Origin of the sequence: Nostoc sp., from assembly GCF_036917815.1 — a bacterium.
Taxonomy (GTDB): domain Bacteria; phylum Cyanobacteriota; class Cyanobacteriia; order Cyanobacteriales; family Nostocaceae; genus Nostoc.
In genome coordinates this window covers 127,184-142,842 of record NZ_JBALEK010000061.1, presented here as the reverse complement: position 1 = coordinate 142,842, position 15,659 = coordinate 127,184, and the positions used below count along the sequence as shown (strand labels likewise).

General features: G+C 42.5%; 2 protein-coding genes. Both read left to right on the top strand.

The genetic code is table 11. The features are described from left to right. The first annotated feature begins 411 nt into the window (after positions 1–411). Entirely contained in the window at positions 412–1,149 is a 738-nt protein-coding gene (locus tag V7K97_RS18800) for a hypothetical protein (protein WP_334802527.1), read from the top strand. Between the two features lie 506 nt (positions 1,150–1,655). Further along, entirely contained in the window at positions 1,656–15,653 is a 13,998-nt protein-coding gene (locus tag V7K97_RS18795; RefSeq protein WP_334802526.1) for a putative Ig domain-containing protein, read from the top strand. Positions 15,654–15,659: the final 6 nt, after the last annotated feature.

Below are 15,659 nucleotides of genomic sequence, written 5' to 3'. Positions count from 1 at the left end.
GGTAGAGGAACCTATGTAATAATTTCCCTATCGCATCATCTATTGTAGGTTCTATTTATGACAATGATAGGTACACTTATATTGGACAAAAGGATAGCTCTTACATATACTTAGAAATACTTAGAAAAACCTTTAGAAATCAAACTGGTAATTAGATTGCCTAGCTATATCAGCTACTTTATCAAAAAAATATACTTAATCTAGTTAGTACTTAAGTAAGTATTGAAGCAATTTTAGGCATAATTTCGCTGGTATAAATCTGAATAACAAGAGTATAAAGTTATAAGTGACCGTAAAAAAACGTGTCCAGTGTTCAGTAATGGATGATGCGCCAAGAGGTTTCAAATCTACGTCACAATCAATTGGTGCAAAAACATAAGGATTTTCAGTAACAGTTATTAGGAAAGCATCATGAGTCAAAGCTTAATCACCCAAGAATTCGGAATTATTATTGCTGCAAAAAATCATAACCCCACGCTTCTCAATTCAGATTTTCTCAAATATAGTGGTATAGTTCCGACAGAATGGGAATTGGCTCGTCAACCAATATCTACCCCTCAGGTATCTCAAATTGCTTTCACCAACGGTGTTCTTATAGTAGCTGAACCGACGCGAGTCATATTTATAGAAGCTATTGAAGGTAAAGCAGTAGCAGAAATCATAGTTGCAGACATTGCTAAAAAATATGTCCAAACACTACCCAACGTAGAATACGAAGCTGTAGGTCTTAATCCCAGAAGCTACATGAGTTTTGACCAACAGCAAGATGCAGCCCGTCAGTATCTAGCTGAAATGCTACTGTCTCCTGGCCCTTGGCAAGAAGTTGGGACTGCACCTGTACGAGCAACACTAAACTTAGTTTATACTTTAGAGCGTTGTCCATTCTATCTCACTGTCAGTGAAGCAGCATTGCGAAATCCAGACGAAACCAGCACTCCTATTGTATTGTTCAATGGTAGTTTTAGTTATCAAGTAATTGGCGAAACCGTACCAGAACGCCTCAAAAATTTGCACCAACTTATTGATAATTGGCAAGCAGATTTATTAACTTATCAAGATATTATCAATAGCAAGTTTATCACTCAAGCTGCGGCTCACACAACTGTAGTTCCAGATGTATTCTCAATGAATGCCAGTGCAGTAGCCTAATCCCAAAGGTAGAGGATAGTTCAACTAGAAGAGCAGAACACCCTCTACTTAGTCCTGACGGTGATAATAACGATTAGCTTAAGGTAACAACAAAGGCGAACACCTAAAGTACTATTGCCAGATTCATCTTTAATATGCATCGCTACATATAGCGGTTCTCGGCCCTTGTGAGGTACAAGAACCCCACCCCCAACCCCCTCCCCGCTCTTCGAGAGGGGGCTATGATGTACCTCATCTGATTAATAAACGCTATATTCAAAAAATATTAATAACAGGCAGAGTAATTCTGCCGATATTGGGATTAGGTCAACTAGTGGATAATGCACTAGTATGACACGGCGTAAATAAAGCAACCATTTTAAATAGCCAGAAAGCCTACAAAATAAGCATTCTTTCTTTTTACTTTTGCCTTCTTGTACTAGTTGACCTAATCCCAAAAATCGGCTGAACCTTTTAAAATACAACTAAAAACAATCAACAATTTACTACTGGCGAGGAGTTAAGTTATGGGTAGTCCTGAAAATGGTGTGACCAACGGTGGTTTAATGCCACCATCTCTACTAGAAAGTGCATCTTTAAGTGCATCCCTAGATGATAATTCTGGTTTAACCGAATTACAAAAGGCACTGAAATCTTCTTCTAGTAGTTCTGATCCCATCAATTCGGAATTAGGAAAACCCTCCTTATCCAATAACCCTGCAAGTATTGGCGATAATCAACAATCAAATCCAAATCAAATTGCCAACTACACCCCTTCAAATGGGATTTTTGACAACGGACTATCCATTACCCAACCAGTTGTCGCCAAAACGACTCCCCTGTTAAAAACCAGCAACAACAATCAAAAATCTGCTACAACTCAAAGCGTAGATTCACTCACAGGTAATACAGCTGACGCTTCCCTACTTGGCATCAGCAACCCGACGACCCAAATTAGCGCCAATTCTGCCTCTGCACCTCTAAGTGTTCAAACTCAACAAAATACCAGCCAGACTGACACCCTCCCCTTCGCCATCCGTACAGATGGTACAATCAGCATTAACGGTGGTGGAGATTTTGATGGTGTCCCAACAGACCTCACAGATGATGCCCTAATTTACGCAGCTAAGGGATTTACAATTAATGGCAATCCCACCTTACCCGTACAAAGAAATGCTCAGGGAAACCCCATTCGGGATGCCAATGGCAAACTAATTCTGATCGATAGAGCTGTTACTGTTGCATCAGGATATACCACCATCAACGGAACGAACAACCAATATGCTAATTTAATCCCCCCGCAAGTAGTGGCACAGCAGACAATCACCGTGCCAGCTTATGCAGACATAAAACTTGTTGAACTCAACCGCAGAATCCCAGCAGGCACTCCCACTGTCACCTTTAACATTTCCCAAAACCCCATCAACAATGCTAACGATTGGACAAACAAGTTTCCACCTCCTGGTACTACTAGTAATCCGAAAGTTGTCAGAGTCATAGGTGGCGGACTCAACGTTCCTGGCAACCTTAGTTTAAGCAACTATGTCATTACCGTTGACCAAGGAGACATCAACTTTAACGGTAATGGTCAAAATTTTAATAATGTAGTGCTAATTGCTAATAACGGCAATATTAACTTGTCCAATGTCCAGTCCCGCGATTTGTCTGTATTTGCTTCTAGTTCTATTAACATGAACGCCGGAGCAAGATTTGCGGGTTACACCACAATTGCCAATGGTAGCAGTAGCGGCAACATTACCTTCAACGGCGCTACTACAAGTACGAACACTACCGACAATCTCAAGGTAATATCTGCTGGAGATATCACTTATAATGGTGCATCTGACACCCGTGGATTATTTTTAAGCGTCAAAAACTTTACTTTTAATGGCAGTTCAACTTTGTATGGTTCGATTAGTGCTAAAGGGAATATCATCTTCAACGGTCAAGCGACTGTGATTGGTGTCGCTGAATTGATGCCAGATATTACCCCACCTGTAATTAGTGCTACTTTAGCTCGTGATACTGCACCCTTCGGACAAACAAATCAAGATTTTATTACTTTTGACCCCACAATTACGGGAACTGTTACTGACACTAATCCCATACTTGAGTTTCGCGCCGGCTTCAATAATACGCCATCTGCCAACTATATCAGCGTGATTGCCCAACGCAATAGTGATGGTAGCTTTAGCTTTACCCGTTCTCAGCTAGAAACTATTAATGGTGGTACGCTGAGTGATGGTATTTACACTCTGCATTTACAAGCCAAAGACTTATATGGCAACCTTTCTGATACCTTTAATCTGACATTCACTCTCGATACAACTACACCTTCACCCAATAATTTAGATTTACGTACCGTTGATGATAGCGGTTCTAGTAATACTGATAAGATCACAAATAAAAATACACCATCCATTACAGGTAACGCCGAAGCTGGTGCAGTTGTTCAACTCTTAAATAATGGGCAACTCCTCGGTCAGGCAACAGCTAATAATACTGGTGTATGGCAAATTGTTACTAGTAACCTTACAGATGGTACTTATAATCTCACTGCTACCGCCACTGACATTGCTGGTAATGTCAGCAATGTCAGTGCGCCGATTGCGATCGCTATTGACAGCACATTACCTCTGTTAACGCTAAATACCCCAGTTGATACTGCACCTCTGACTCCAGGAGCTAGATTAACTGGTCGTGTCGATGGTACTGGTTCTGCTGTCACTGCATTGAGCTATCACTTTGATAATTTAGCGTCAGTTACAGTACCATTTAATAATGCTACAGGAGCATTTGACCAATCTTTGAATTTGACTGGACTTGCTAATGGGGCGCATACACTAACTATTACTGCTACTGATACAGCAGGTAATATCAAAACTACTCAATATCATGTCACAGTAGTTATTGATCAGGATGCACCTGTGATTAGTGCTTCTTTACTGCATGATACTGCTCCGAATGGACAAACCAATAGCGATCGCATTACTTTTGACCCCACAATTACCGGAACTGTCATTGATGCTAGCCGTGTAGTTGAGTTCAAAGCTGGTTTTGATAATACACTTGCAGTCAATTTTACCAATGTTACTGCTTTTCGCAACGCTGATGGTAGTTTTACCTTTGACCGCAGTCAGCTAGAAACTATTTACGGTGGCACATTACCAGATGGTTTCCACACTTTGCATTTGCAAGCAGTGGATGAATTTCACAACACATCTAATATTTTTGACTTTTCTTTCACTTTTGACAGCACGACATCAGAGCCGATTTTTAACCTCAATGCTGTATCTGACTCTGGTGTAGTTGGTGATTTACACACTTTTTTTGATACCGTAACCTTAACAGGTCTTGCCGAAGCCAATTCTACTGTAGTCTTAGAACAAACTGGCGCGGTAACAACTTCAGACAACAATGGACAATTTACCTTTGCCCACGTCTCCTTAGCAATCGGGGATAATTCCTTAATTGCACGTTCAACTGATATTGCTGGTAATCAAAATACTTTCTCCACCAATATCTACCGTTTCAGTCCACCTACAGCGATTAATTTAGCGGGTAACACAGTTGCAGAAAATAGTTCTACTGGAATAGTCATTGGTCAATTAACTAGTACTGACCCTGACCCTGGTGATACTCACACTTATACTTTAGAAGATAATGCTGGTGGGCGCTTCCGCATCGTCGGTAATCAATTGCAAGTCGCTGACGGTACATTACTCAATTTTGAAAGTAGTACTCAACACTCTGTTACAATTACTAGTACTGATGCTAATGGCTTAAGCTTAACTAAAGTTTTTGCGATCGCTGTTACTAATGTCAATGAAACTCCCAGCTTTACCAGCACACCTGTATCTACATCCAATTCAGGCAGTCTTTACACCTACAATATTGTTGCTGCTGACCCAGATGCAATTGAAAGTTTAAGATTTACTACAAATAATCTCCCAAGTTGGCTAACTTTAGTTGATAACTTGAATGGAACTGCAATTTTGAGTGGGACACCAAGAGATTTCCTCTCGAATATCAACAGCAACATTCACCTCAGTGTCACGGATGCTAGTGGATTAACAGCAATTCAAGACTTTACTATTGCTCCTAGTCTCTATGAGATAGAAGAAAACAATTTTACAGTCTTCCGTTCTCTGCCTCTCTTGATTCCAGCTACGCCTTCTATCCTTAGCTTTCAGATTAACCCTCAGTTTGACACTACTAGTGTAAATTCGATTCATGATGCAATTGATGTGGCGTTAGTTGATGCCAATGGTAATTCTCTAGTTCATACTGTTGCAAGTGAGCGCGATGCTTTCTTTAATTGGACTGAGGGTGAATCTACTGTTTTTGGTGCGGGTGCAAGTTATGATGCTGCAACTCACACTGTCAGCTTGAATCTCACTGGTATTAACCCAGGCACTAATGCCCAGTTGGTGTTTCGTCTGGTAAATAATGATGGCGACATTAGCACCAGTGTGCGGATTACTAATTTTGCTTTAATAAACGCACCCAATGGCACCCAGGCTCCTGTACAAACAGATTTTGCCAAACAAATAAGCCAGACTACAACACCTAATTTTAACTTGTTGACGGATGTCTCTAATAGTGTAGGCACTGAGTACTATCGCACTAGCTTCAATGCCGATACTCACCTTCTGTATGCAGACATCGCTTTACGTAACATCGGCTCTTACAGCGTCGATTCTCCCCTAATTGTTGCTGTCAATCATCTCAGTGACCCCACGGTGTTGGTTCGCAATCCTGATGGTTTTACACCTGATGGTCTACCTTACTATGATTTCAGTAAGTTGGTTGGCGATACTAGGTTTGACCCGAATGAGCTAACGAATCAGCGTTCTCTAATATTCTACAATCCTCAAGGAGTGCAGTTTACTTATGATCTAACGGTGTTGAGTCAGTTAAACGCTGCACCTGTGATTCTAACTCAAGCAAACAAGGAAGTTATTGCTGGTCATAACTACAGCTATGATGTTGATGCTACAGACCTCAATGGTGATTCTCTCACATATAAACTGCTGGTTGCACCAAATGGAATGACCATTGACCAAACTACTGGTTTAATTCGTTGGAATACAACAACCAGTAATATTGGCAACTCTTCAGTGCTTGTGGAAGTGGGCGATGGTCGCGGTGGTGTGACGCAGCAAGAGTACAGTTTGTCGGTAATTGATGCTCCGCCGAATCGTCCCCCCGTTTTTACCTCCACTCCTGTGGTCGATGCAGCGATTAATACTAGTTACACTTACCAAGCCAATGCTTCCGATGCTGATGATGATGGTTTGAGCTTTTCGCTACTTAGTGCGCCACAGGGGATGACAGTAGACGCGAATACAGGGATAGTGAGTTGGACTCCCACTGCAAAGCAGTTGGGAACTTATGATGTAACGCTGGCTGTGGCAGATGCAAGAGGTGGAACTGCACAGCAAGCTTTTAAAGTGCAAACGCAAGCACAGCCTGGAAATCATGCACCGATTATTATCAGTACAGCAGAAACAACTGCATATACTGCAACAGGCTATACCTATCGGGTAGAGGCACTTGACCCAGATCGCGATTCTCTAACCTACTCCCTGGCAACAGCACCTGCTGGCATGACTATTGATGCCAGCACTGGACAAATTCTGTGGACTACAAATTCCAGCAACGCAGGTATATATAATATCAGTGTCAAAGTCTTGGATGCTCAAGGTGCAAAAGATACTCAAAACTTTACTTTAAATGTTTCAAGTAACTTGCCAGGACAAATCTGGGGACGAGTTTCTGGTGATAGCAGTAATCTCCAAACAACTTCATACAACTCACAATCAATTGCACAACCGAGAACTGGTAATCGACTCCCGGCAAGTACAATTCCTCTAACACAAGTTGTTCAGTTGCCTCAAGGTTTTTACTCTTTATATGGCATAGAATACTACGAAGCAAAAGAGCAAGTTTTAGTTTCCGATGCCGGCTATACTCGCACTACCTCTAGGCTTAATCTTATTCAGCCTGACGGAACTTTAGTTCCATTTTCCAATGTTACACAAGATGCTGGCCCTGGCTCTTACGGATCTGGTATCACATCGTTGCGCTCTTTTACTACTGTGGCAGAAGATAACCTGGGCGGTTTTACAGCAGGAGACATCTTCGGCAACGCTGGAGGAGTGTATTCTGGTTTTGGATATGACCCAAATATTACAAAAATTACGGATGGGGGGGCAACAATCATTCCCAGATGGGCAACTCTGCCTACGAATCTGAATTATAGGGTACTTTCCTTGCAAATAGATACAACTGGTATATTTGGCGGGGATTTAATTGTTGAAAGTGATACTGGTGTGGATTCTAGAGGATACTTCACATTTAAACCTACACTTTTCCGAGTCAAAGCTGATGGCACTGTAACTACCCTTGCAACTCTTGACTCTCAATACGGGGGCAATTCATCTTTTGAAATAGTTCCTAATGATGTTGCAAGATACGGCCCCTTAGCTGGCAAGATTGTTGTAGCCCATAGGCAAGGATTTTCTACTGTTGATGTTGCTGGAAATGTTCAATTTATTCCTTTTCAAGGAGCAGGTGATATTCATTTAATCCGTCCAAATGAAAATTTGTTTGCTGAAAGCAACTACACCTATATTCCTCGAATTCTGTATGGTACTCCTGCATCCTATTTTGAATCAATGGTCGGAGACTTTTTGATTGATAATGGTTATTATAGTGTCTCCCGAATGTACTGGGACGGTCAAGCTCTGAAAATAGAGCCTTTAAATGCACCGCAGATGGAGGGGATAACCTTTGCACCTGTGGGCATTAACAATATTGCACCTGTTAACCCTGTAAGTTTAGCTGACTGGACTGTATACATCGATAAAAATAATAATGGTCGGCGCGACTCGGATGAGCTATTTACGAAAACTGATGCTAACGGTATTTACTCATTCACTCTGCCAGTAGGCAATTATACAGTAGCTGAAGAGTTACCAGGGGGATGGAGTCAAACTCTACCACCCCCCAATCAAGGAATTCAAGTTAGCTTAAGTAGCGGTCAAACAATTACTGGAGTTGACTTTAGTAATACTAAAAATGACACCGCACCGCTAGAAAACCAGGCTCCTCACTTCACCAGCTTTGCGCCGACTCAAGCTATTGTCGATCAAAGGGTAGTTTACAGACCATCTGCTTTTGACCCAGATGGAGATGTTTTGAGCTATGACCTATTAGTAAAACCAGATGGGATGGCGGTAGACCCCAATACTGGAATTATTGCTTGGCGTCCAACATCTGAACAAGTCGGAACTCAAGATGTAATTGTCCGGGTTCGAGATGCTAAAGGTGCTTTAGACCTACAATCGTTCCAAATTCAAGTCGGTTCTGCCCAAACACCACCTTTATTTACCGCATTACCAAAACCTGGTTCCATTGCAGCAGTAGGCGTACCCTTCCAATTCCAAATTATTGCACGCAATCCTCTATTAGATCCTATTACTTTCGAGTTAACCACAAATGCCAGTGGAGCCGTCATTGACCCAACGACTGGATTATTGAAGTGGACACCTACTGCTGTAGGAACTTATAACTTCACTCTCACAGCCAATGATGGAAAAGGAGGCAAAACAACACAATCTTTTCAACTTCAAGCACTAGCAAACGTTCCCAATGACGCTCCCATTATTACCTCCCAGCCCCTGAAAGCTTCATCATTAGGGCTTCCTTACGTCTATACTATTCGTGCTAACGATCCTAACAATGACCCTCTCAACTACAGCTTGCTAACTGCGCCTGCTGGCATGACCTTGGATAACCAAGGCAATCTCTTTTGGCAACCTACTGCTTCACAGGTAGGGCAAAATTCTGTCGCCATTAAAGTTAGTGATGGTCGAGGGGGTGAAGTCACTCAAAGCTTCGATATTAATATCGTTAGTAGTGCAACCATTCCTAACCATGCACCTCGCATCACCTCTACCCCAGTTGGTTCTGCTGTTGTTAATAAACTTTACCAATCTGAGTTAAAAGTTACCGATTCTGACAATGATCTTTTGCTTGTGAGTCTTGACAAAGCACCAGATGGAATGTTCATTGACCCACAAACCAGTATTCTGCGTTGGACTCCGACTGCAAATCAGCTTGGCGATGCCTCTGTAGTTGTGCGGGTACAAGATTCACACGGGGCATTTGATTTGCTCTCTTTTACAGTCAACGTCCGGCTTGTAAATACTCCTCCTCTAATTAACTCTACACCTGGAACCCAAGCTGCCACTGGTAAACTCTACAAATATCTTGTTCAAGCAAGTGATATCGATACTGACTCTCTTACTTACAATCTGGTAAATGCCCCAGATGGGATGACTGTTGACCCTCAAAGTGGACTCATTCAATGGACTCCTGCAAGCAATCAACTTGGTCAACAAGATATTACTGTCGCTGTTAATGATGGTTTGGGTGGCATTGCTACTCAGAACTACACCATACAAGTTAGCGCTACCCTTTCTAACTTTGCCCCGATTATCAACTCTACACCGATATACTTGGCAGCAGTTGGTAGTGCTTACCAGTATCAGATGCAAGCCTCCGACCCTGATGCTGGTGACACCTTGACTTACCAGCTAATTTCCGGGCCAACTGACATGACCATTAATTCCACTACTGGTTTGTTAACCTGGTTGTCTCCCGTCTCTGGCAATTATAAAGTTGTCCTTGAAGCAGTCGATAATCATGGAGAGTCCGCAACACAGGCTTTTACTCTGACTGCAAGAGAAAATCATGCACCTGTTATTAAATCTAATCCACTGCTAACAGCTACTCCTGGCAGTACTTACAGCTATGATGTGATAGCCAGTGATGCTGATGGCGATCGCTTATCTTACACCTTGGATCAGGCATCCCGCGATTTGGGGATGACGCTGGATACTCTCGGCAGACTGCGCTGGACACCTACTGCTGGCAATGTTGGCAGTCACACAGTTGTCATTACAGTAAATGATGCCAATGGCGGAACTGGCCAGCAACAGTATAATCTGTCGGTGGCTGCTGACGATGTAGCACCCAAGGTTAGACTTATTGCAAACTACGACCTAGTAAATCTAGGGGAATCGATAACGTTCCAGGCTAGAGCTACAGATAATACCAAGGTGGCAGGCTTGCAATTGTTGATCAACGGTACTTCTGTGGTGCTGGATGCTAATGGGATGGCTAAGTTCACGCCAACCCAAGCCGGGACGATTACCGCAAAAGCTTACGCTACAGATGCGGCTGGTAATATTGGGCAAGCAAGCTTTAATGTGGCTGTAATCGATACCAGTGATGTCAGCGCTCCCGATGTCAGCCTGAACTTGGGTGCTTACGCTAACGGTACAGTTACCGCACCTGTTGATATTAAAGGTACGGTCAGCGATGATAACCTCGATTATTACACGCTCTTGGTTGCGCCCATTGGCAGTAGCGATTTTAGAGAGATTTTCCGAGGCACAAGTACTGTTAATGATGGTGTACTGGGCAAGTTTGACCCATCATTACTGGAAAATGACAGCTACACATTGCGACTGGAAGCTCATGATCAAGGCGGGAACGTCAGCTTTGTAGAAGACACTGTTAATGTTTCTGGGGAACTGAAACTGGGGAATTTCCGGCTGTCGTTTACTGATTTGTCGATTCCTGTAACAGGGATACCCATCACGCTGACTCGCACTTATGATTCCTTGACATCGGGTACTACTGATGATTTCGGCTACGGCTGGCGTATGGAATTCAGGGATACCGATCTGCGGACTTCTGTCGGCAAACCCACTGGAGAAGTTGCAGAATTAGGGGGACAAAACCCGTTCAAAGATGGTACGAAAGTATACATTACACTTCCTGGTGGGAAGCGGGAAGGGTTTACTTTTAGACCCGCGATTGACCCACTTTCTCAGTATTTAAGGGGCGCTGGTGGTGTTGATTCTGACCCGAATATCTATCACCCCTCGTTTGTGGCTGATGCTGGCGTGACCGATACCCTCACGGTGCAAAACACCCGCATCATTCATGGCGCTGGTACTAATCAGTACTACGGTCTAGCTGGGAGTGCTTATAATCCGGCTGATGTTTATTTTGGTGGTGTTTATACGCTGACTACGAAAGAGGGCATTGTTTATCAAATTGATGCTGCTACAGGAGATTTGCTCACTGTCACGGATACGAGCGGGAACACGTTAACCTACACTGATGCGGATATTACTAGTTCTACGGGGCAAAAAATAACCTTTGGCAGAGACGCGCAGGGCAGAATTGCGACGGTGACTGACCCGGCTGGTAAGCAAATTCATTATGGGTATAACGCTCAGGGCGATTTAGTTAGTGTTACAGACCGGGAAGGTAATACTACGCAGATGGAGTATGACCAAGAGCGTAAGCATTACTTGGACAAAATCATCGACCCCTTGGGCAAAACTGGTGTCAGGAACGAGTACGGTGATGATGGACGGTTGAAGAAGATGGTTGATGCCGCAGGTGCATCAGTACAGTTAGCTTATGATCCCAGTCACTCCACTGAAACGATAACTGACGCACTGGACCATCCTACCACTTATGAATATGACGACCGCGGCAATGTAGTCACTGAGATTGACGCTCTTGGTGGCATCATCACTCGTGACTACGACCAAGACAATAATTTGCTCAAAAAAGTAGACCCAGACGGTGTTTCCACAACTTATACCTATGACAGTAAAGGAAATCCTTTAACAATAACGGATCGAGACGGAAATGTTACCCACATTACATACAATCAGTATGGCGAAACCCTTAACATCATCTCGCCTACAGGATTAATAGTTTCATCAACTTATGACAAGCACGGCAATTTGCTATCTAGAACCAATACCGATGGACAAACTACAACCTTTAGCTATGACGGTTTTGGTAGATTAATCAAGCAAACAGCGCCGGACAATGAAGTATCAACATATACTTATGATGATTTCGGGAATCCCACAGTCTTTACCGATAGTCGCGGCAACCAAGCTATTGCTACTTATGACCTCAATGGTAAAGTCAAAACTCTGTCAATGGTTTTCCCCCAAGAGAACCAAACTTTAAATACCAGCTACACTTACGATAACCAAGGACGCACTACCTCTGTAACAAATCCTCAAGGAAATGTTACCACAACCGAATATGACGCTAAGGGCAATGTGATTGCCACTACAGATATTAAAGGCAATCGGACTCAGTATTTCTATGACGATAAAGGGCAACAAGTTAAAGTCATTTTGCCCGACAACACACCTAATAACCCAAATGATAATCCCATAGTTCAAACGGAATATGACGCTGCGGGAAGAGTTATCTCGCAGACATCAGCCACAGGCTTGAAAACTCGTTATGTCTACGATGCATTGGGTAGATTGACAGATACGATTTTGCCCGACCTCACTCCTGACAATCCAGATGATAATCCTAGAGAGAAGATAGAATACACTGCGGCAGATCGCATTCAAGCGAAGATTGATATTTTTGGCACTCGTACAGAATACACCTATGATAATTTAGGTCGAGTCAGTCGAGAAAGAGATTTCTTCGGCAACAGTACTGGAAACGACACTACCTATACTTACAATATTGACGGTCAAGTGACTTCAGTCACCGATGCCAGAAATCGCACAACTCTGATTGGTATTGATGATAAAGGCAGACGCAGCGTAACTACTTACTTTGACGGCACAACATCTCAAGTTACCTATGACGCTTTAGGACGCACCAAGTCGGAAACTAATCAGCTTGGACAGACCACCAGCTACGATTATGACGTTTTTGGCAAAGTCGCGGCAATAACTAATCCACTCAATCAGCAAACTCAGTTTACCTACAACAGTCGTGGCAGTCTGGTTAAAGTTACTGATGCTTTAAATCACTCAACTCAGTACGAATATGACCAATACAATCGTCAAACCGCAGTCATTAATGCCAATGGTAACCGTACAGAAACTACTTACGACCAGTACGGGCAAGTTGCGACAAAAAAAGATGGCAATCAGCATATCACCCAGTACTTCTATGATAATCTGGGCACACTAACTTCAGTTAAATTAGCCAACCAAGCTACCACCAATTACACCTATGACAATTTAGGTAGATTAACGCAGTTTGAAGATGCTAATCATAATAAAACTACTTATGAATATGATGCTTTCAATCGTCAAGTTGCGACAAATTTACCTTTAGGACAACGTTCTACCACTACTTTCAACAATTTCGGACAAGTAGCCAACACTAAAGATTTCAATGGCGATGTCATTAATTATGCTTATGACCAATATGGACGACTAGCAAACAAGTCATTCTCTAATCCTCTGGTTGCTACGGTTAGTTATACTTATGACCCCGTTACTTCTCAAGTGAAAACTGTAACTGATGGTCGAGGAGTTACTAGTTATGGATTTGATAGTTATGACCGCGTGAATTTGATTACTAATCCTGATGGTCGAACGGTTGGTTATACTTATGATGTATTGGGTAATCTCAAGACTTTAACAACCAGTGCTAGTACGGTTAATTATTCCTACGATGTGCTTAATAGGTTAGATACGGTTACATCGGGTGGGCAGTTGGCGAAGTACGGCTATGATGCGGTAGGAAATCTAATTAGTACTGCTTTAGCCGATGGTACAACTGAAACTCGCCAGTATGATGCTAGTAATAGACTCAAGTCAATCGAAACTCGTGATGCTTTGGGTACGGTACTGTCTAGTTATGCTTATACCCTTGATGGGGTGGGCGATCGCACTAAAGTAGTAGAGGATACTGGTAGAACTGTTAACTATACTTACGATGAAGTCAATCAATTAAGGCTGGAGTCGATTACCGATCCAAATCTGGGAAATCGAACTATTGGCTATGATTACGATTTGGTGGGAAATCGCTTAAAGCGTAATGATTCTGATTCCAGCAGTGGATTAACGATGTATGTTTATGACAAGAATAATCGACTGATTTCGCAGACATCTGGAACTAAGGTCACTCAATATACCTACGACAATAATGGTTCCATGTTGACGAATGATGATGGGACTAACTCTGTTGTTTACCAATGGATTAATGATGGTGAAAATCGATTAATTGGTATGACTACAACTAATGCTAGTGGTTCTTCTCAAAGTAAATATATTTACGATGCTGACGGTAATAGAGTAGCAAGTATTAACGATGGCGTGAGAAAGAATTATCTTGTCGATCCTAGAGGTTATTCTAAGGTTCTGCAAGAGTATGATGCCAATGGTCAAGTTTTGACGAAGTATTTTTACGGATTGGGTTTAATTAAGTCTGAGAGTGGCAGTGATGAGAGATTCTATCATTCTGATGGTTTGGGTTCTACTCGCTTGTTGACTGATGGTACGGGTCAGGTTACGGATAGATATGTCTACGATGCGTTTGGGCGGTTAATCGCTCATGCTGGGGGTTCGGATAATGCTTATCAGTTTGCGGGTGAGCAGAGGGATAGCACTGGGTTGGATTATCTCAGGGCTAGATATTATAACTCAGATTTAGGCAGGTTTATCTCAAAGGATGCGTTTGCTGGACATTTGGCTAGTCCGATTAGTGAGAATGCTTATGTTTATGCTAATGCTAATCCTGTTAATTTTACTGACCCCTCTGGCTATGAATCTTTGGGAGAACTTTCTGCTGCTGAAGCGATTATAGGCATTCTCAGCAGTATGCAGTATGCGATAACAACAGGAGCTTTAGCAGGTGCTGCTTTTAATATAGTTCGTCAGGATATTCAAATTGTTGAAAGCGGTCACGAATTCGACCCTAGTGAAGTTTTAAGGAGTGCAGCCGCAGGAGCCGTTGGTGGCGCTTTGCTTAATGTTTTTCCTGAAGCTGCTATCTATTTTGCTATCCAGGGCATCCAAAGTGGTCTCAAAGAATGGGAGGCTGGCAACCGAGCTACTGGTGCTTTTGATATTGTTGCATCAATATCTCCTTTCCTCTCTAAAGGAGTCCGAGATCAGGTTTTTAGTCGTATTTCTCCAACTCTTTCCGAAGCTAATAGGGGACTCCTTAATTGGGCAGAAAATCAAGCTAAAGCATATGCAGCATTACAGTATGATTTATACCATAATGGATGGACAGATGAGACAGGCGCTGTAGGCTGGTCTGGAAATGATCCGCAAATACGTATTGAGGATGTAACTACAGGCCCACACGGACCAGATCGTCCAATACCTGACTTAGTTGCAAGATCGATAAAAGATGGTAAACCCCAAGGTAGATGGATTTCTAGGGAAGCCGCAGAAAAAGCAATTGGCGATGCAAATCTCGATTTTGACAAAATGGAGATGCACAAGCCTTATTCCATACCTATTCCAGAAAAAGCAGGGGAAATCATAAGGTTATATGATGAATATCCACCAAGCAATATTCCACAAAGTCAGAGGTATTATGGTGATCCTGCTGACAGAGCTATTGTCATACGTAAACCTGATGGAATTCATACATACCCAATTGGTCCTAATCATCGTAACTACAATGACATTGCTCCAACACTATAGAGGTTT